This is a genomic window from Marinomonas sp. G8-14 (genome assembly GCF_055808935.1).
In genome coordinates, this window is sequence record NZ_CM147891.1 from 3547542 (window position 1) to 3565825 (window position 18284).

Here is an 18284-nt window from a genome sequence, read left to right on the forward strand (position 1 = left end):
GTCCGAAGACTATGTAACTAAACGATAACTATTTGCTGACGTTGTAAAAGTAAAAACCACCAAGAGGGTCGATTTTGAATCCTTTCACATCTTTACGAACAGGAACATAGACCACCGAGTTGGCAATTGGCATCCAAGGCACTTCTTTATGGAATAATTCTTGCGCTTCTTCGTAGTACTTAGTACGTTGAGCTATATCAGACGAACGTTTTGCCTTGATCAATAGGTCATCAAATTCTTTGTTACACCACTGCGAATAGTTACCTCCGCCAACAGCATCACAGCTTAATAAGGTGTATAAGAAGTTATCTGGGTCACCATTATCACCAGTCCAACCAATAAGAAGTGTACCGGCTTCTCCTGCCTTAGCACGTTTTAGATATTCACCCCATTCAAAGGTGACAATCTTAGCTTTAACACCCACATTCGCCCAATCTTCTTGAATAATTTCAGCCATACGACGAGCATTTGGGTTGTATGGACGAGAAACAGGCATAGCCCATAGTGTGGTTTCAAATCCTTCTGAAAGGCCCGCTTCTTTTAGAAGCTGCTTAGCTTTTGCAGGATCGTATGGGTAATCAACAATGTTCTTATTGTAAGACCACATGGTCGGTGGAATTGGGTTTTTAGCTGCTTTCCCCGCACCTTGGAATACAGAGTCAATAATGGCTTGTTTGTTGGTTGCATAATTCAAAGCTTGGCGTACTTTCACATCACCAAGTGGTTTTTTTTCTATATTGAAAGCAAGATAACCGACGTTCAAGCCTTCTTGGTTCATTAAATTGATGTTTGGATCCGCCTCCATTTGCTTAAGATCAGCAGGGTTGGGATAGGGCATAACATCACATTCGCCCGCTTTTAGTTTTGCGTAACGCACAGAAGCGTCTGGTGTGATAGAGAAAACAAGACGGTCAATTTTTGCTTTGCCTTTCCAGTAATCTTCAAACGCTGTGTAGCGGATCAAAGAGTCTTTTTGGTACTGAACTTTTTGGAAAGGACCCGTTGCAACGGGATCAATGTCCAATTTTTCAGGTGTGCCCGCTTTCATGTAAGCGTCGGCTTGTTCTTTAGAGAAGATGGACGCAAAGTCCATGGCAAGATTGGCAACAAAAGGAGCTTCTGGATGGTTCAAGATAAATTTGACCGTGTAGTCGTCGACCTTGACTATGTCTTTAATTAAAGTGCCCATAGCCATGTCATCAAAATAGCCATAAGAACCACCGCCTACTTTGTGATATGGATTACTTTCAAGACGTTGACGGTTAAAGGTAAACAATACATCGTCGGCATTGAAATCACGTGTTGGTGTAAAGTCTTTTGAAGTGTGGAACTTCACGCCTTTGCGCAAATGAAAAGTGTACTCAAGGCCATCTGCGGAAACATCATAGCTTTCTGCAAGGCCTGGTTCTGTTTCTGTCGTACCCAATTTGAATTCTACTAAACGGTTGAACATGTTTTTCGAAGATGCGTCAAATGTAGTACCAGAATAGTAAAGCGATGGATTAAAGCCCTCAGGGCTACCTTCTGAACAATAAACTAGTGTTGTTGCAGCGTGAGCGGAAGTGCTGATTGCTCCAGCGGCCATAAGTGCGAGCGTTAGTTTTGCTAGCCCTGTTTTCATTGTCACTCTCCATTAACATAATTATTTTCGTGCTAAGCACGTGGGAAGTCGAATCAAGGTGTTCGTTACTTTTGTGATGTTTTTGAGGGTAAAAGCGGCCCTTAGCGTTTCTATCTTTACCGTTTTTAAAACAAACCCCATCCAAACTCCTAGTTCGAATGGGGTTGTTCTGCCTCGTCCCTGAGCCCCCTTTAGCCATAAGCAATGCATCTGAATAAACAGGCGCATTAAAAACAGCGTCCCTGAAGATTACTCAAGCCAATTTAAATAACCAATTGAAATAACGATATGGCCTATACGTGTAATGAATACAGAATCTGAATAAAGGCCTGTACACCTTGAAAACAAAGGGGTTAGAGGAAAAATCATGAGTAAGGAATGTGAAAGGAAAAGGATAAATTTTTATAAAAAGTTTAAAAAAGAGGCATGAGATGGCGGTTTTAGCGGCTTTTTTGGTCTTTAGGACGGCCGTTTAATGCTCCATCATAGAAACATTAAACGGTCAACACATTAACATTAGGCTTTTTTATCGAGTGCTTTCACGAGAACAGAGGTGTCTTGGCGACCACGACCTTCGGCGATCAGTGCCTGATAATCTTGATCAACGGCCTGAGTTAATGGAATCTTGATGCCCATTTTTTCGGCTTGCGCAAGGCACAGCCCCAAATCCTTATGCATCCATTCAATCGCAAAACCAAAATCAAACTCGTTTTTCGCCATGGTTTCGCCGCGGTTCTCTAATTGCCAAGAGCCTGCAGCGCCATGTTTTAATGTATCCACCAGTGTTGGGATGTCTAAACCGGCCGTCTGAGCAAAACGAATGCCCTCAGACAAACCTGATAACACTCCACCAATAAGGATCTGATTGACCATTTTTGCGATCTGACCATTACCGACTGGACCCATTAAGCTGGTGGCTTTTGCGTAACAATCGAGTACTGGCTGTGCTCTTTCAAGGTCGCTGATTGTGCCGCCAATCATCACGGTTAATACGCCGTTGACTGCGCCTGCTTGGCCTCCAGAAACTGGCGCGTCCATGAAACCAAAACCGCGTTCTTGCGCAGCTTGATGAAGCTCTTTTGCTACTTCGGCTGAAGCGGTAGTGTGATCAATAAACAACGTGCCTGTTTTGGCGTGTTGAAAGGCACCATCGGGGCCTAAATACACCGCGCGCAAATCGTCATCATTACCCACGCAAGTTAGGACGATGTCGGCATCTTGTGCGGCAAGTGCTGGTGTGCTGGAAAATGCGCCTTGGTACTCCTTGCACCAGTTTTGGGCTTTTTGTGTGGAACGATTATAGACTACGACAGAATGGCCGGCCTTACTAACGTGTCCTGCCATGGGGTAACCCATTGTACCAAGTCCAATGAAGCTGACTTTCATTGCTTTTCTCCTTATTGCGTTGCCCAGATATGAATTTGAGAGACAAATTTAATGCATTGATCATACGGATTTGATAATGAATTACGAGGTACAAAAAACCGTGAAATGAAGCATACAGAAGCGTGTTTTCATTATTTTGCTCATGTTTTCAGTAGACGCTTTATTGTTATCTTGCTGAAAATAAGCTGTGGATAACTTTGTGCAAGAAAATTTTTATGGCCGGATATTTCGTTGGGAAGGGGATTTTTGCCAATAATCGTGCGTATTTTATACGATTTTTATATTTTTCTATTGTGCGAAAAGATCTTCCCCATCTTGTCAATACTCAAAGGTGGGGAAAATCAATATACGTCTTGTATTATGTTCGGTTGATGGTTATTCATTTTCTTTTGTGATGCCTATAATATCTTTATAAAAAATAAAAAACTTTATAAAACAATATCTTAATTAAATCTTATCTTTGATCAAAGCCTGGATTGCCTGAGCTAATTGTGTATTGGCTTGTGTGTCCAAATGCACACCGTCTATGGTACTGGGCTGTAAAATCCCCGCAGCGTTGAGAAAAAGACATTTGTTATGAGCCGCGACATCTTGGTAGTAGTGATGAAAATGTTGAGATTTTTCAATGGCTCCGTCAAAGTTCTCGGCCATCGCACCCGTTGGGGATAAGATATTTGGCGGCGCTATGACCACGCATCTTGGATGCGGGAATCCGTGGTTATTTGGCATTTTTGACTTTTCGATCAGTTTCTCTACGCCTTTAGCGGCTTCATAGGCACCGACATTGAAATATCGCTTTAAATCATTCGTCCCCAACATGATGATTAAAATATCGACGGGGCCGAAGGTTTCCAGCGCGGCTTGTAAATACGACAGGCCGTTTCTGCCTTCTAAAAAAGGATCATTCCAAATAGTTGTGCGGCCAGGTAAACCAAAATTGATCACTTGATGGTGTTTACCCAAGAGCCTCATTGAGCATAGTTGGCCAGCGTAGATGTTTAGGATAACGTCCGCCATTTGGCACACTGCCCCAAGTGAGAGAATCGCCGTAACATAGAATCGTCGCCATCATTTGCTCCTTGCTTTTTTGTTTGCCACTAGAAAGTGCCTTTATCATTATATAGTGTAGCTAATTTGGTCGAGTTTAGAGTAAAAACGTTTTGTAAACATGGCAGCATATTGATGGGTATTATGGGAGGCAAAATGGCGCTTGAACGGTCTTATCATCAAGACGACATGTTGGCGGCGTTTACACGCCTAAAAGCCATCGCTCAACGAGCGTCTTTTCCGACCGCTGACGAGCGCCGACATTGTCTCAAGCATTTGGAGGCGGCACTATTACGTTCGGAAGCATCACTATTAAGCGCACTTCAGAAAGACTTTGGGCATCGAGGCTCATGAAGAATCTCGACTATTAGAACTGATACCTGTATTGGGTGAAATAAAACACGCTAAGCGCCACCTGAAAACATGGATGCGGCCATCCAAACGTTGTTTACACATTAGCACCTTACCCGCCAAAGCCAAGGTTATCTATCAACCCAAAGGGGTTGTTGGCGTGATTTCACCTTGGAATTATCCTGTTTTACTTTGTCTTGGTCCCTTAATCGGAGCGTTGGCAGCGGGTAATCGAGTGATGCTTAAGGTGTCGGAATATTGTCCAGAAACCAATAAAGTACTGCGCGAAATATTGGATCGCGCGTTGGGTGAAAACTGGATTGAGATGGTGGAAGGCGAAGCAGACCTTGCTAATCGCTTTAGTTTGTTACCGTTTGATCATTTATTATTTACGGGTTCCACATCGGTCGGGCATATTGTGATGCGCAATGCCGCAGAAAACTTAACACCTGTGACACTTGAATTAGGGGGAAAGTCTCCGCTGCTGGTGGCACCGTCAGCGGATTTACGCGATACCGCGAAGAAACTGGTGTTTGGTAAAATGCTCAACGCCGGTCAAACCTGTGTTGCGCCCGATTACATCATGTGCCATGCCGATCAAAAACAGACCTTAATCGAGTACATAAAGCAGGAGCTTTTAGCTTATTACCCTGAGGGCGTTCTGAGTCCTGATTACACGAGTTTGATTAACCCCCGTCAACTGGATCGCCTACAAGGCTATTTAGAGGAAGCAAGGGCCGCTGGGATCGAATGCGACAACCTGATGTCGCAAGGGCCAGCACAAAGTGATGGCAAATTAGCTTTGCACGTTATACATCAACCAACCGATGACCTGCGTGTCATGCAAGATGAGCCTCTTTGGGCCTTTGTTACCCATTTTATTGTATAGCGACATGGAAGAAGCACTGTCTTACATTCATCAGCGGCCACGACCTTTGGCCCTGTATTTATTTACCCAGCAGACAGAAGATCAACGACTTTGTGAAGCTCGCATAGTAAGTGGCAGTTTGGTGATCAATCACACGTTGGTGCAAGTGGCACAGGCTGACTTGCCGTTTGGTGGTATTGGTGCATCGGGAATGGGCGCTTACCATGCCGAAGAAGGTTTTCGAACGTTTTCCCACGGCAAGTCGGTGTTAAGCAAACGTGGCAAGAATATTCTCGCTTTACTGCGGCCGCCTTATCGACGTCCCATCCATCGTTTCATGGCCAAATTTTGGCGCTTTTTATAATAGAAAACCATGATGATGGTGACATCATCATGGTTTTTAACGCCATTTAGACGTTTATTTTAACGCGTTTAATCGTTTAGCGATGGCGTCTATTTCTTGGCTCATACGACTAAGCTGGCTGGAGTCACTGGCATTACTGCCAGTCAGCTCCTGCAAACGTGACACGAACATGCTGAGATCCTGTGACACTTTTTGCTGTTCGCCCGCTGCCACAGAAATCTGTGTTGCTTGATCGGTAATTTGCGAGAACGCATCGACGACCTGCTGCAAATGAGCCGCGGTAGACTCTGCCGTTGCCACTGCTCGTTCGGTTTCGCTGTGACCCAATTCCATGGAGCTGACAGACTCTTTTGATGCCACTTGTAGGCGTCCTAGAACCTGCTCTATTTCCACGGCAGAGCTCTCACTTTTCGCCGCAAGATTACGCACTTCGTCGGCGACCACAGCAAAGCCTCGGCCTGTTTCACCCGCTCGTGCGGCTTCGATAGCGGCATTAAGTGCCAATAAGTTGGTTTGTTCTGCAATGTCACGAATCACACTTAACATGCCGTTCGCGCGGCGGCTGTCTTCGTCTAATTGCAGGATGTTTGTTTGTGCTTGCGTCATGGCGCTGGTTAAGGAGCGCATTGTCTCAATCACTGTGTTCATTTCTTTGCCGCTATTGCGCACGTCTTTGTGGATACGCTCAACGGTTTCTTTGGTTTCGTTGGCGTACATGGCAACATCGTGAGAGGTGGCACCGAGTTCTTCCGTCGCCGCAGCTAAAGTCGTATTTTCATCGCTTAAACTGTTGGCTTTATTGAGGAAGTCATTACTGAATTTGCTGAGACGTCCCGCATCAGCGACCAGATTGGCTGACTCGGTGTGAATTTGTTCGAGTAATTTTTTCAATTTATCGCCATACGCATTTACCGCTTGGCGAAGATCTCCTAATTCATTCAATTTACCCACGGTAAGTTCTTGGGTGCTGCCGCCGTCGGCCAGCTCTTGAATTTGAGCTGTCGTTTGAGTGATTTGACCAAGTAAGCTACGGAAGAAAGAAGCGGCTATAATACTTACGATGATCAACAATGCACCGATGACAATCATCAAAAATAACCCCATGCTTTGCGCTATTTCCGTCATTCTTTCTTTTGGTACGACTAAACCAATGGTCCAGCCCGTCTGTGGATGCTTGATTAAGTCGACATACGCTGCGCCATTCAAGATGGCGTCGTGATCAAGAGCGATGACTTTTTCGGTTTCGCTTATTTTTCCCAGTGCTGGCTTTAACCATGGGAGCTGATTGCCAAGTTCCGTTGCCGTTAACATGCTACCGTCGCTTTTCACCAAGTTGGCTTTATCTTTCGGAAAGCTAAGTACCTGCCCTGTTTGGTCAATGGCGAAGACATAACCCTGATTTTCGGCACCATAAAGCTCAAGTGCTTTGGTAATGCCATCGAGCATCATATCGACCGTTGTGACACCGGTGAACGTGTTGTTTTCCTTCATTGGGATGGTACACGTCACCATAGGAATATTAGTGACCGGATCAATGTAGGCTTCCGACCAAGCACAGCGATTGACAGGCGAGGTTTTACCAACAGTGTACCAACCTTCATTGTGATAGCCAGATCCAGCTGGATCATTATAATCGTCCAAATAACTCATCTTAGAGCCGTCGCGTCCCCAGAAGAAACTACGTCGCTCCGTTCCCGGTGTAAACGCAGAAGGCTCTGGCCAGATACCACCTCCGGCGATACTTTTGTCATCGTGGTTATTAATGATGTTGGGAAAGACTTGTTTGAATAGCGCGTCGTCTTTGGGGAGTTCAGTGCTGGCTAAAGCGAGGGTGCTGGTGAGTAATTGGATTTTTTCTAGCTTGGCGCTGAGTAACTCGGTCAGTGCTTTTTGGTTTACTGAGATTTGTCTTTGTCGTTCGGCGGTGAGATCGGGTTTTACTTTCGTTTCTATTACAAGGTAAATGCTAGCAAGTGCGAGTAAGAGTATGGCGATTAAGCCAATATTTATTTGTTGTCGAATTCTCATCGGTGACGTCATAACAACCTCAATTTTTGCAACTTGGGTAAGGGTATATAAGACAATAGTCTTATATAAACAAAGAGATCAAGCGCATTTTTTGCACAAATTGTAACAATCGTACTTGGTAGCTCTGCATTCATGCGCTTAAATCCATTTTTAGTGTCTCTTCATTTCAATACGAGATTCGCTTAATACAATATCTCTACACCCTGATAATGCAGCATGCTCAATAGAGACGACGATGGCTTTTGATCAGTAATGACACAGTCATAATCACTCATTTTCCCCCATAAACAGCGTGATTCTTTTTCAAACTTTGTGCTATCGATAACCAAAACCCGATAATGACAATGTTCAACAAGGGCTTGTCTTGCCATAACCTCATCATCAGTGAAATCAAATAAACTGCCGTGTTTATTGACAGTTGCGACGGAAAATATCCCAATATCTGCTCGATAGCGTTGGAAAAACATCATGGCATCGCCCCCGATAACATCTTGATCTCGCATTCGCACTCGTCCGCCTGAAATGGTCAGCTCACAGTCTGGGTGTTCGCATAAGTTGCGGGCAGCATGCAAATTGGTGGTCATGACTTGCAAGCCTTGAAAGGCGTTTAATTGGCTGGCGACTTCGGCGACGCTTGAACCACTGCCTAGAAAAATAGATTGGTAGTCCGCTATTTTGCTAATGCATAAACTCGCGATATGTTTTTTACCTAGAGCATTACGAATTCGCCGTTGATCAAAGCTGATATTTTCTCGGTGGGGAAAAGGGATCACTTCTCCGTGACTGCGAAGCACTAAACCTTTTTCAGCTAAAATTCTAATGTCTGAGCGGATAGTTTGGACCGAGACGCCAAATTCATCTGCAGTGGATTGTAGGGTTTGTCGTCCATGTTTGTTTACCCATTGAACAATGTCATAGTGGCGTTTATTCATATGATACGGTTCTTAACCTCAGCTCTCGAAACGAAAGCAAACCATTACTAAACGAAAGTATTTCGTCACTATAATGTCAAAATATGTCGGTATTGTTGCAACTCCCTTATCGAACAGAGAGTTTTCACATGACCGTTAAGAAGACATTATTACTGTGTGCTGCGTCACTGATCTTTCCCTTATCTGCTCTAGCTCAAGATGTTTTGACCTTGTATACCAGTCAGCCAAACAAAGATGCGCAAATGACGGTGGATGCGTTTGAAGCCGCTAATCCAAATATCAAGGTAGAATGGGTTCGTGATGGCACAACCCAATTGATGACTAAATTACGTGCAGAGTTGTCTTCTGGCGTGGTGAAACCCGATGTATTGCTTATTGCCGATAGTGTCACTATGGAATCCATGGTGAATGAGGGTTATTTGCTTCCATATATGAGTCCTGAGCGAGATCAGTACGAAAAGAGCTTGTACAGTGAAGAGGGCTATTATTACGGCACGAAACTGATCACCACAGGCATTGTTCGTCATAAACAAGCGCCACAACATCCAACGGATTGGGCCGATTTCGTCAAGCCTGAATACAAAAATCAAGTGTCGATGCCAAGCCCTTTGTATTCTGGTGCCGCACTGATCCATCTTGCGACACTAACCGATGACAAATCACTAGGCTGGAATTATTTTGAGCAATTACATGCCAACCAAGCGATGGCGCAAGGCGGCAATGGCGGTGTATTAAAAGCAGTGGCATCAGGGACTAAGCCTTATGGTGTGATTGTCGACTTTCTGGCCATCCGTGAAGCAGAGAAAGGTTCACCGATAGAATTTATTTTTCCTAAAACGGGCGTCACCATGGTGACGGAACCTGTCGCCATCATGAAAGAAGCCAAAAACAAAGAAGCAGCGAAGCGCTTTGTGGACTTTCTCTTATCGAAAGAAGGCCAAGCTTTGGTGCTAGAACAGGGTTATTTGCCAGCTCGACGTGATATTGGCGTACCTGAAGGTTTTCCTAAGCGAGAGAATATTCAGTTAATGCCATTTGATGCGGCAAAAACGCTTGAAAATAGCGAAGCGAATAAAGAGCGCTTCAGTAAGATCTTTGAAGGTTAAGCAAGATGACACCTTCGTTATTAAAAAGACGTTTCATGGATGGAGTCTCCATGGATAGCCAGCTACGCTGGTTGTCCATTGGACTCTTCGTATTGATCGCAACGTTAAGTGTTTTACCAAGCCTGCGTTTATTGGTAGAAGCCTTAAGTCATGCGACTTTTTCTACGTCTTCTCCTATGGCAGAAGTACTCAGAAGTGAACGAACTTGGACGGCATTACGCAATAGTTTTTACACCTCAGGGTTAGGGACACTCATCGCGGTGATTTTAGGCTGCGGCTTTGGCTTTGTGGTGACGTTAACGAATATTCGTGGTCGCGCCATTTGGGTGTTTTGTTTTATGTTGCCGATGATGATTCCGCCACAAGTGACGGCATTGAGTTGGTTGCAACTGTTTGGCCCAGCGAGTCCCAATTTTAAACACGCTAGGCATCGCGCCTGCGTTGGGCAGCCCACAGCCAATGTATTCGGCGGAAGGTATTGCTTTACTGCTTGGTATACAAAGTGCGCCCTTGGTGTTTTTGGCACTGCGTACTCAACTTATTTCCTTACCGCAGGATTTATTAGAAGCCGCCCAACTATCTCGTGCTTCTCAATTGCGAATTTGGATCGATATCATCCTGCCTTTGTGTCGCAGTGCGATTATCGCTGGCGCCGCGTTAGCCTTTGTTTCTTCTCTGGGTAATTTTGGTATTCCGGCGATGTTAGGGATTCCAGCGGGTTACATCGTTTTACCCACCTTGATTTATCAGCAAATGGCAGGCTTTGGACACGATATGCTGAGCCAAGTGGCGGGCTTGTCGATGATGATTGCATTGTTGGTGTTGGCGGGCATGTTGTTGCAGCAATGGCTACAGCAACGTAGTTGTTATGCCTTGTTAGGTCACACCGCGCAGTCGCTGTCTTTCCGTCTTAAGCAATGGCGTTTGCCCCTCGAAATTCTCTTGGCCTTGGTATTGTGTTTTATCTTGGTCGCACCGCTATTTGCTTTGATTGTCAGTTCATTAGTGCCTGCTCTCGGCATGCCATTGAACGCGGATACCCTTACTTTTGCCGCGTTTTACGAAATGATTGGGCGGCAAGGCGTTACGGCTAGAGCTTTTGAGAACAGTGCGTTTTTGGCTTTCTTTAGTGCCTTAGTCTTGATGCTGGTGTCTTTGCCATTAGGCTATTTGTTGATGCGTTTGCCAATGCGAACCAGAGCGGTGATTGCTAGCTTGATCGAAGTGCCTTATGCCATCCCTGGCATTGTATTGGCCATCGCTTTTATTCTGTTGTTCGCCAAGCCTTTGCCTTTTATTGAGGTCAGCTTGTACGGCACGTTGGGTATTATTTTCTTGGCGTATCTGTCTTGTTTTTTGAGTGTCTGTTTGAAGCCAGTATTAAGCGCTATGTCTCAGCTTGACCCCGCTTTAGAAGAAGCCGCTCAGCTTGCCGGTGCAAGGCCGATACAGCGCCTGATAGACATCATTTTACCGCTCACTGCACCGGCCTTTTTTGCTGGCGGCTTATTCGTGTTTTTGATTTCCATTAATGAACTGACGGTGTCCGCTTTGTTGTGGAGCGCAGGCAATGAAACCCTCGGTGTATTGATTTTTAATCTCGATGAAAGTGGCGACAGTGTGTTGGCCTCGGCCATTGCTGTGCTGGTGGTTTTGCTGGTCGCAGGGCTAATGAGTTTATTGAGTCTGTTTGCCCCTCGTCTGCCCAAAGGAGTGATTCCATGGCACGGTTAATATTGGATGGTGTTGAAAAATCTTTTCATGGCGCACCAGTTGTAAAAGGTTTGAACTTAACGATTGAACCGGGTGAGTTTGTCGCCTTACTTGGGCCAAGCGGTTGCGGTAAATCGACCATTTTAAGAATGCTGGCAGGATTTGAGAAGGTTTCAGGTGGTCAAATCAGTCATGGCGATGACTGTCTTTCGAGGCTCGACGCGTCACGTACCAACCGAAGAAAGAAACTTCGGCATGGTGTTTCAATCCTATGCACTTTGGCCGCACATGACGGTGAAAGAAAACGTCGGCTATCCGCTTAAAGTACAGAAAATACCGACGGCAGAACGCAACAAGCGAATTAAAGACGCTCTGGAAATTGTTCAGTTGGAAGAATACGCAGATCGTTTGCCAGCGCAACTCAGTGGTGGTCAGCGCCAGCGTGTGGCGTTGGCGCGTAGTTTGGTCACCGAGCCAGATGTGGTGTTGTTTGACGAACCGCTTGCCAACTTAGATAGACATTTGCGAGCGACGATGGAAGAAACCTTCCGTGCCTTTCACAAACGCACTTGCGCGACCATGGTGTATGTCACCCACGACCAATCCGAAGCCATGTCATTGGCCGACAAAATTGCTGTATTGAATAAAGGGCAGTTAGTGCAATGGGGAACACCTCAGGAACTGTATGCAAGACCAAGAAACACTTGGCTAGCGAATTTTATTGGTCGAGGTTCTGTGTTGTCAGTGGCTGCTGTTGCGCCTGCGCAATACGTGAGTGGTACCAATTTGCACGCGTTGATTCGTCAGCATTCGCCAGACAAAGCGGCCAGTTCTGTGCTCGTGCGTCCACAAGATATTCATTTCGTCAGTGCGGACGATTCAGCACTGGCTGTTAGTGTGCACAGCTGTATTTTTCGTGGCGAACGTTACGATATTGAATTGACACTAAAGGATGGTCAGCGCTTACTCGCGTACAGCGATGTACCGATGACGCGAGAAAGTCAGCATCAGGTTCGTCTTGGGCAAGCTTGGTCGCTTGAGAGTGAGTCATGAAGGTTAGCATTGATATTCTAAGTGGCGTAGGACGGAAAACCGCTGCCGCGATTTTGGTGACCTACGAGGCGGACCACCAGTCAAAACCGATTCGCTTTTTGCTCGACGCGGGCGGTGCGTTAGAGGTGGGCGAAGACAAAGGCTGGACGCAACCAGATCACTTAGACGCGATTTTTATTTCCCATGATCATCAAGATCATATGGGCGGTTTGATCGATATTGATTGCCAAGTTCCGGTCTACGCCACTTCATCCGTTCAGCAGCAATTGCCATCGCATTTGAACCTTCATTCCTTGCCGATTTGTGGTACGACAAATGTGTCTGGCATTAAGGTGACAACCGGTTCGGCTGGTCATTCTTTCGGCGGCGTGTGGTTGCATCTTGATGTGGGCGATGGTGTATTTTACAGCGGCGATTTCAGCCTCGAATCGTGCTTGTATCCTTTTACCATGCCACCACAAGCGGATGTGGCTTTGCTCGATGCGTCTTACGGCTTGTACGATAATTCACTGGAGCAATGCAAAAACGCCTTGTTGCATTATCTGAAGGACGAGCGCGCCTTACTGATGCCCGTTCCGCAAACAGGACGAGCCTTAGAAATGGCCTGCTGGCTAACTTCCCAAGGCTTCTATGATTGGACATTAGGTGAAGATTGCATTGCACCGGAAACGGTGTTGGCTGGGCCTGAAGACTGTGTATGCGCTGAGATTCGTCCTGTCTTGGAAAGCATGAAAAGCCAGCCGTTCAACCCTAACGCCAAAGTGGTTTTATGTGGTGATCCCGATGGGTTGAGTGGCGACTCCGCTGTGTTATTGCAACAACCAGAGCGATATTTGCCCGTTTATACTGGGCATTTGCCGGAACACGCTCGTCAGGCCGTGAGCGAAGACAGAGCGCATTTTGAACGCTGGAATGTGCATCCGCGTAAGCAAGATCTAAAACGGCTGGTGGATCATCTTGGTTGTCGCGTTTGTGTTCCGCTTTTCCACACCATAAAAAATTTAAACGAGTGGCGACAGGCTCTGAACTCAAGCGTTACTGTAGATTCTTATATTGAGTTAGAGTGTATAGAGTTAGATTATGACCTTAATACCTAAGCCTTTTGTCTTTGCTCGCCATGCGCAGAGCGAGTTTAACGCCGCGTTTCGTATTGGTGGTTTTACCGACAGTCCGTTAAGCGAAACCGGAATTCAACAAGCCAAAGACGCGGCGCCAATATTAAGCGCCATTGATTGGAGTCTTGTGGCAACCAGTACGTTACAACGCACCCAAGAGACCGCATTACATGCGGTACCAAAAAAACATTATGGCTTATGAGCAACTTAAAGAGCGCAATTGGGGCGACCTTGAAGGTTGCCCAATAGAACAACAATTACCTTATGACGTGACGCCGCCTAATGGTGAATCTTGGCAAGACTTCGAGGCTCGTGTGCTTACGGCATTGAATGAGATTCTAAGCGAGCATTCGTGGCCTCTGATTATTGCGCATTCTGGCGTTTATCGAGTGCTCAATAATGTCATCAACGGCACGCCTTATTGCCCAAGAATCGGCAATGTGACGCCCATTGCTTTTGTACCCAGCCAAGACGAAAACGGCTGGAAAATCACCCCGTTTAAAGGAAGCTTTATATGATACCAAATGCCGTAATTGTTGATTTAGATGGCACGCTTGCCGAGTTTGATCACACCAAGGTTGCCCATTGGGTGCTTGGTGCAGAAAAGCATTGGGACCCTTTTTTTGAGTATATGAAACATGCGCCAGTGATCGAAAATGTGCTTCGTTTGGTGACTATTCTCAAGCAGCAAGGGCAACACATTTTGATTTGTAGCGGACGTCCTGAATCTCATAAACAGCATTCACTTGAATGGATTCAAAAACACCAAATTCCCTGTGATGGTATTTATCTAAGGCCTGATAACGCCGATGCGGTACCAGACGAGGATGTTAAAAAAGCGTTGTTGGAGAAAATCCATGAAGATGGTTTCACACCTTGGTTGGTATTGGATGACCGTGATGCGGTGGTAAAAGGCTGGCGTAACTTAGGGCTGACTTGCCTACAGTGCGCGCCGGGGGATTTTTAAGCTGCAGATTTTATCCTCATAGCTAGCCTTGTCATCTGGCTCGCGTTAGCATGAGGAAATTTTTTCTTGGAGCCTAGTTCATGTTTCAACTTGTTCTTCTTAGTCATCAACAGCACATTGATGTGGGTAATTTGTCACTTAACGCTGAGTTAATGGGATTGCCGAAAGACATTCCTATCAAGGTTCAGCAAACCTGTTTGGTAGGGGGAAAGCAAGAAGGATCGCGTCTGATCACCTTGACCGTGGGCGATTCCATTGTACGTGTGGTACCGACGCGTGGCATGGCAGTGCTTGATGTGGTCCGTAAAGGTATTCGCTTTGGCTGGGATTCTCCTGTGAAAGAGGTGGTTCATCCTAGTTTCGTGAATCAAGAAGCGTCTGGTGGCTTGGGCTGGTTAGATGGTTTTAACGAGATGATCGTGCGTTGTGGTTATCAGTGGGCAGGGCATCCCGGTCAAGACGGCGATGAGTTTTTGACCTTGCACGGTCGCATTCAGAACACGCCTGCTGACGAGGTGATTTTAGAGGTTGAGCAAGTGCCGCCTTATCGGGTGACTTTACGTGGTCGAGTGGATGAAAAGCGTTTCAAATTTACTAATTTTGAACTGCAAACGGTATTGTCATTAACGCCAGATGAGCCTTATTTATTGGTTGAAGATACCTTAACCAATAAAGGTAGTTACCCGCGCGAATTTCAAGCGATTTATCACAATAACTTTGCTCAGCCGATTTTGGAAAATGGCGCACAACTGCATGTTCCCATAGCTGAATTATCGCCTTTTAACGACTACGCCGCTGGCGGTTTGAGTGATTGGAATCAGATGCCTGCGCCAACTAAAGACTTTGACGAAATGGTGTTTAACATTCGTCCTATCAGTGACGAGAAAGGTTTTTCTTATGCCTTATTACATAACGCCAACGCGAACTGTGGCATTGAAGTGAGTTATCAAACCGATACCTTGCCAGTGCTTACCGTGTGGAAAAATACGGACACACTGGAGCAAGGTTATGTGGTGGGAATCGAGCCGGGCACTAGCTTTGCTTATAACCGTTCTTATCAGCGCGAGTTAGGCTTGGTGCCAACCATTGATGCGGGTGAATCGAAACACTTTGTGGTGCGTTTTGGCTTGTTAACGGATGAAGATCAAGTCCAAGCAAGTGTGGCAAATATTACCCAATTACAAAGTGGTCAAATGGCTCAAGTGTTGTCTACGCCGATTGTGTGCCTTGGTGAAAAGTAGCGGTGCGGGAGTACCGCTCCCAATCGCCCGCTTCCATATAGGGTGCGTGGTCTAGGGATTTATTATAAACATAGATCCAACCTCGGCCATAAGGTGAGAAAACGCGTTTTCTGATGTATAAAGAACTCTCTGGCGCTTCTGGATCATAGCCTTCTAGTTGATCCAAGGCCGCCAGTATTTCATCAGATACATCGTACCATTCGACTCGGATTCGACCACTTTCATCATGGGTAGATGTAATGCCTGGAAAGTCGCCTAGATTGTGCATGCGAAACCCTGTCAGCCAACCAAGACCAATGCGTTTGCACTCAGCCAGTAGCTCATGATTTTCAAGCCCCTCACGAAGCGTCCCATATACTGCAACAATATTTGTCGGCATGTTGAATTCCATCTAAGTATAATCAAAGTGCACAAGATGAACTGGTAGCGACAGCATTTCAAGAGCGCTTAGAGGAAATTACATTGCCATGACACAACCTTGATGTATTCATGAAACTACAGGCATTTTAACGATTAATCTCTGCTATCTCTGACGCTATCGCAATGTGTTTTTTCATGATCAAGCAGCCAGCGTTTGCGCTCTAATCCACCCGCATAACCGGTTAAGCTACCGTCTTTACCAATTACTCTATGACACGGAATCACAATTGCTATGCGATTCATGCCATTGGCTCTGGCGACGGCGCGAACGGCTTTGGGGTTATTTAACCGTGTGGCTTGTTCTTGATAGCTGGCGGTTTCTCCAAATGGAATCGTGCTAAGGGCTTGCCAGACAGCATTTTGGAAGTCGGTTCCTGGTGTATGAAGCGGCACGTTGAATGTACTGCGTGTGCCAGCGAAGTATTCTTCTAGCTCTTTTTTTAATTGCTTAATATGGGCATTTTCGCCAGTGATGATTTTGGCTTTGAGGCGACGTTGTAAGTCTTCAAACTCGGTTTCTAACATGCGTCGGTCAACAAATTCCAACAAACAGATGCCTTGGTCAGTGGCGCAGACAAACATAGGGCCAATGGGCGTTGTCAGTCTATCGATTAAAATCACAGCATTCTCCAAATTTAGGGTCGGCGCATGGCCAAGTAATTTTTTAAAAGTGTACCCGAAACCACTTAAAGAATCGTAGCCAGAATCTAACGCGGTATTGGTGGCGCTTTTGCCTGTCTTTAATTCTTGAAAGGCATAATTAATCCGATACATACGCTGAAAAGTTTGAAACGTCATGCCGTAATGTTGATTAAACCAACGGCGTACAAAGATGGGCCGTATTCCTGATTCTCTTAGTTCTTGGTCGGTGATTTTCGCCTTAGTACAGTCTCGCACAAGGTTCATTGCCGCTTGTACTTCATAAGGTGCTTCATGAGCGTTTTCAGTGGGGCGACAGACTTTGCATGGGCGAAAGCCTGCGTCCATAGCGTCTTTGAAATGTGTGTAAAACTCTACATTTTCACGCTTTGGTTTGCGCGCCCGACAGGTGGCAATACAAAAAATCATTGTGGTTTTTACGCCGACAAAAAACACACCAACATAGCTTGGTTCACGGTTTAGTAAGGCTTGATAATAACCATCGGCTTGTTTTTCATCTGTTATTAACATGCGTTTATTCCGTTGTTTGAATGACTGAAAGAGTGTCTATCAGTTAGGTTAGCTTGATTCACAATTTAGCGACAACCGAAAACTGGACGAGTATTTTTTATTGTTTTGAATTGAACGATGGATTATTTCCAAATACGAAATAGAAGCTTAAGGAATAGCTTGTATATCTTGTTTTTACAGAAGAATAGAGTATTTATCCTATTTTCTAACTTTTTCCTAAGGATGCATCATGCCTAATACTCTTGTAATACAGGAACCCAATTCATCGACGCGTCTGTTTTTATTATTTCATGGTGTTGGAGCCACACCGCAGAGTTTGGCTCCTTTGGGTCAGATTTTGGCTGAAGCCATACCGAATGCGTTCATTGTGTCGATACAAGCTCCTGATGTGTCTGATTTTGGACAAGGTTATCAATGGTTTTCTGTGCAAGGCGTAACAGAAGAAAATCGTGTTGAACGTATTAACACTGCCATGCCAGCTTTTGTCGAAACAGTGAAATATTGGCAACAAAAAATAGGCTTAAGTGCGGAAAAAACCACTTTGATTGGTTTTTCTCAAGGGGCGATTATGTCATTGTCTTCGACGCAAATGGTCGAGGAAAAATTAGCTGAAAAAATTGTTTCCTTATCAGGTCGCTTTGCTACATCACTCATTAAAACCCCAATAAATAACACACAGGTGCATTTTATCCATGGAAATCAAGATACTGTGATTGACTATCGCTTATCTAAATTAGCTTATGACGCTCTGATCAATGGTGGTGTCATGAGTACTTACGATCTTATCCCTCAACTTGCTCACAGTGTGAATCAAGCGGTGGTGGATTGCTTGTTAGAGCGTGTATAACGGTATGGTTTTGCAGAATAAAAATTGAAAACATGGCATAGCAAATGCTTATATA

At 45.3% G+C, this 18284-nt stretch carries 18 protein-coding genes and 2 pseudogenes; 13 read left to right on the top strand and 7 right to left on the bottom strand.

Annotated features, from left to right (window positions below; all coding sequences use genetic code 11):
• Positions 1 to 28: 28 nt before the first annotated feature.
• The 3 genes from AC0L6V_RS18030 to AC0L6V_RS18040 all read right to left on the bottom strand — a co-directional run bounded on the left by AC0L6V_RS18030 (position 29) and on the right by AC0L6V_RS18040 (position 3970).
• On the bottom strand, positions 29 to 1621 hold the full coding sequence (locus AC0L6V_RS18030; protein ID WP_265219737.1) for an ABC transporter substrate-binding protein: 1593 nt from the start codon (positions 1619 to 1621) through the stop codon (positions 29 to 31).
• Positions 1622 to 2137: 516 nt separating this feature from the next.
• On the bottom strand, positions 2138 to 3007 hold the full coding sequence (locus AC0L6V_RS18035; RefSeq protein ID WP_265219738.1) for an NAD(P)-dependent oxidoreductase: 870 nt from the start codon (positions 3005 to 3007) through the stop codon (positions 2138 to 2140).
• A gap of 447 nt (positions 3008 to 3454) precedes the next feature.
• Positions 3455 to 3970: a GDSL-type esterase/lipase family protein gene (locus AC0L6V_RS18040; RefSeq protein WP_418138473.1), complete on the bottom strand. Its 516-nt coding sequence runs from the start codon at positions 3968 to 3970 to the stop codon at positions 3455 to 3457.
• 240 nt (positions 3971 to 4210) lie between these two features.
• Between AC0L6V_RS18040 and AC0L6V_RS18045 the strand changes: the two genes are divergently transcribed.
• The 3 genes from AC0L6V_RS18045 to AC0L6V_RS18055 are packed head-to-tail and all read left to right on the top strand — an operon-like array spanning position 4211 to position 5637.
• On the top strand, positions 4211 to 4408 hold the full coding sequence (locus tag AC0L6V_RS18045; protein WP_418138474.1) for a hypothetical protein: 198 nt from the start codon (positions 4211 to 4213) through the stop codon (positions 4406 to 4408).
• On the top strand, positions 4389 to 5294 hold the full coding sequence (locus tag AC0L6V_RS18050) for an aldehyde dehydrogenase family protein (protein WP_418138475.1): 906 nt from the start codon (positions 4389 to 4391) through the stop codon (positions 5292 to 5294). Before AC0L6V_RS18045 ends, AC0L6V_RS18050 begins: the two co-directional genes overlap by 20 nt.
• Positions 5272 to 5637, top strand: coding sequence for an aldehyde dehydrogenase family protein (locus AC0L6V_RS18055; RefSeq protein ID WP_265219742.1), 366 nt, complete (start codon positions 5272 to 5274; stop codon positions 5635 to 5637). Before AC0L6V_RS18050 ends, AC0L6V_RS18055 begins: the two co-directional genes overlap by 23 nt.
• A 54-nt stretch (positions 5638 to 5691) precedes the next feature.
• On the opposite strand, the gene AC0L6V_RS18060 is transcribed toward AC0L6V_RS18055, so the two are convergent.
• Together AC0L6V_RS18060 and AC0L6V_RS18065 are read right to left on the bottom strand one after the other, a co-directional pair.
• Positions 5692 to 7677 carry a methyl-accepting chemotaxis protein gene (locus AC0L6V_RS18060; protein ID WP_265219743.1) on the bottom strand — a complete coding sequence of 662 codons (1986 nt, stop codon included), beginning with the start codon at positions 7675 to 7677 and terminating at the stop codon, positions 5692 to 5694.
• Between the two features lie 170 nt (positions 7678 to 7847).
• Complete coding sequence (locus AC0L6V_RS18065; protein WP_265219744.1) at positions 7848 to 8597, bottom strand: DeoR/GlpR family DNA-binding transcription regulator; 750 nt, start codon at positions 8595 to 8597, stop codon at positions 7848 to 7850.
• A gap of 128 nt (positions 8598 to 8725) precedes the next feature.
• Between AC0L6V_RS18065 and AC0L6V_RS18070 the strand changes: the two genes are divergently transcribed.
• From AC0L6V_RS18070 to AC0L6V_RS18110, 9 genes and pseudogenes are all read left to right on the top strand, one after another.
• Positions 8726 to 9703: an ABC transporter substrate-binding protein gene (locus AC0L6V_RS18070; protein ID WP_265219745.1), complete on the top strand. Its 978-nt coding sequence runs from the start codon at positions 8726 to 8728 to the stop codon at positions 9701 to 9703.
• Between the two features lie 50 nt (positions 9704 to 9753).
• Positions 9754 to 11437 (top strand): annotated as a pseudogene (locus AC0L6V_RS18075) (ABC transporter permease).
• Positions 11425 to 11863 (top strand): annotated as a pseudogene (locus tag AC0L6V_RS18080) (ABC transporter ATP-binding protein); the annotation flags it as partial. The pseudogenes AC0L6V_RS18075 and AC0L6V_RS18080, both read left to right, overlap by 13 nt.
• Before the next feature lie 165 nt (positions 11864 to 12028).
• The gene (locus AC0L6V_RS18085) at positions 12029 to 12469 is read left to right on the top strand and encodes a TOBE domain-containing protein (protein ID WP_321160375.1); all 441 of its coding nucleotides are present in this window, start codon (positions 12029 to 12031) and stop codon (positions 12467 to 12469) included.
• The gene (locus tag AC0L6V_RS18090) at positions 12466 to 13566 is read left to right on the top strand and encodes an MBL fold metallo-hydrolase (RefSeq protein ID WP_418138476.1); all 1101 of its coding nucleotides are present in this window, start codon (positions 12466 to 12468) and stop codon (positions 13564 to 13566) included. Before AC0L6V_RS18085 ends, AC0L6V_RS18090 begins: the two co-directional genes overlap by 4 nt.
• Positions 13550 to 13786 carry a histidine phosphatase family protein gene (locus AC0L6V_RS18095; RefSeq protein WP_265219747.1) on the top strand — a complete coding sequence of 79 codons (237 nt, stop codon included), beginning with the start codon at positions 13550 to 13552 and terminating at the stop codon, positions 13784 to 13786. The genes AC0L6V_RS18090 and AC0L6V_RS18095 overlap by 17 nt, the downstream gene beginning before the upstream one ends.
• Positions 13755 to 14102 (top strand): histidine phosphatase family protein, encoded by a 348-nt coding sequence (locus AC0L6V_RS18100; RefSeq protein WP_265219748.1) that lies wholly within the window; start codon positions 13755 to 13757, stop codon positions 14100 to 14102. The genes AC0L6V_RS18095 and AC0L6V_RS18100 overlap by 32 nt, the downstream gene beginning before the upstream one ends.
• The gene (locus AC0L6V_RS18105; RefSeq protein WP_265219749.1) at positions 14099 to 14551 is read left to right on the top strand and encodes a phosphatase domain-containing protein; all 453 of its coding nucleotides are present in this window, start codon (positions 14099 to 14101) and stop codon (positions 14549 to 14551) included. Before AC0L6V_RS18100 ends, AC0L6V_RS18105 begins: the two co-directional genes overlap by 4 nt.
• Before the next feature lie 80 nt (positions 14552 to 14631).
• Positions 14632 to 15792: an aldose 1-epimerase family protein gene (locus AC0L6V_RS18110; protein WP_265219750.1), complete on the top strand. Its 1161-nt coding sequence runs from the start codon at positions 14632 to 14634 to the stop codon at positions 15790 to 15792.
• On the opposite strand, the gene AC0L6V_RS18115 is transcribed toward AC0L6V_RS18110, so the two are convergent.
• Together AC0L6V_RS18115 and AC0L6V_RS18120 are read right to left on the bottom strand one after the other, a co-directional pair.
• Positions 15761 to 16171 (bottom strand): gamma-glutamylcyclotransferase family protein, encoded by a 411-nt coding sequence (locus tag AC0L6V_RS18115; RefSeq protein ID WP_265219751.1) that lies wholly within the window; start codon positions 16169 to 16171, stop codon positions 15761 to 15763. The genes AC0L6V_RS18110 and AC0L6V_RS18115 overlap by 32 nt on opposite strands.
• A gap of 134 nt (positions 16172 to 16305) precedes the next feature.
• Complete coding sequence (locus AC0L6V_RS18120; RefSeq protein ID WP_265219752.1) at positions 16306 to 17382, bottom strand: bifunctional transcriptional activator/DNA repair enzyme AdaA; 1077 nt, start codon at positions 17380 to 17382, stop codon at positions 16306 to 16308.
• A 229-nt stretch (positions 17383 to 17611) separates the two neighbouring features.
• On the opposite strand from AC0L6V_RS18120, the gene ypfH reads away from it, so the two are divergent.
• On the top strand, positions 17612 to 18229 hold the full coding sequence (gene ypfH, locus AC0L6V_RS18125; RefSeq protein WP_265219753.1) for an esterase: 618 nt from the start codon (positions 17612 to 17614) through the stop codon (positions 18227 to 18229).
• Positions 18230 to 18284: the final 55 nt, after the last annotated feature.

Excerpts from the sequence above, each read along its gene's own strand:
- AC0L6V_RS18095 (WP_265219747.1), top strand. The coding sequence starts at position 13,550 with ATGACCTTAATACCTAAGCCTTTTGTCTTTGCTCGCCATGCGCAGAGC.
- AC0L6V_RS18085 (WP_321160375.1), top strand. The coding sequence starts at position 12,029 with ATGTCATTGGCCGACAAAATTGCTGTATTGAATAAAGGGCAGTTAGTG.
- AC0L6V_RS18035 (WP_265219738.1), bottom strand. The coding sequence starts at position 3,007 with ATGAAAGTCAGCTTCATTGGACTTGGTACAATGGGTTACCCCATGGCA.
- AC0L6V_RS18120 (WP_265219752.1), bottom strand. The coding sequence starts at position 17,382 with ATGTTAATAACAGATGAAAAACAAGCCGATGGTTATTATCAAGCCTTA.
- AC0L6V_RS18105 (WP_265219749.1), top strand. The coding sequence starts at position 14,099 with ATGATACCAAATGCCGTAATTGTTGATTTAGATGGCACGCTTGCCGAG.
- AC0L6V_RS18045 (WP_418138474.1), top strand. The coding sequence starts at position 4,211 with ATGGCGCTTGAACGGTCTTATCATCAAGACGACATGTTGGCGGCGTTT.
- AC0L6V_RS18065 (WP_265219744.1), bottom strand. The coding sequence starts at position 8,597 with ATGAATAAACGCCACTATGACATTGTTCAATGGGTAAACAAACATGGA.
- AC0L6V_RS18070 (WP_265219745.1), top strand. The coding sequence starts at position 8,726 with ATGACCGTTAAGAAGACATTATTACTGTGTGCTGCGTCACTGATCTTT.
- AC0L6V_RS18030 (WP_265219737.1), bottom strand. The coding sequence starts at position 1,621 with ATGAAAACAGGGCTAGCAAAACTAACGCTCGCACTTATGGCCGCTGGA.
- AC0L6V_RS18090 (WP_418138476.1), top strand. The coding sequence starts at position 12,466 with ATGAAGGTTAGCATTGATATTCTAAGTGGCGTAGGACGGAAAACCGCT.
- AC0L6V_RS18060 (WP_265219743.1), bottom strand. The coding sequence starts at position 7,677 with ATGACGTCACCGATGAGAATTCGACAACAAATAAATATTGGCTTAATC.
- AC0L6V_RS18110 (WP_265219750.1), top strand. The coding sequence starts at position 14,632 with ATGTTTCAACTTGTTCTTCTTAGTCATCAACAGCACATTGATGTGGGT.
- AC0L6V_RS18100 (WP_265219748.1), top strand. The coding sequence starts at position 13,755 with ATGCGGTACCAAAAAAACATTATGGCTTATGAGCAACTTAAAGAGCGC.
- ypfH (WP_265219753.1), top strand. The coding sequence starts at position 17,612 with ATGCCTAATACTCTTGTAATACAGGAACCCAATTCATCGACGCGTCTG.
- AC0L6V_RS18115 (WP_265219751.1), bottom strand. The coding sequence starts at position 16,171 with ATGCCGACAAATATTGTTGCAGTATATGGGACGCTTCGTGAGGGGCTT.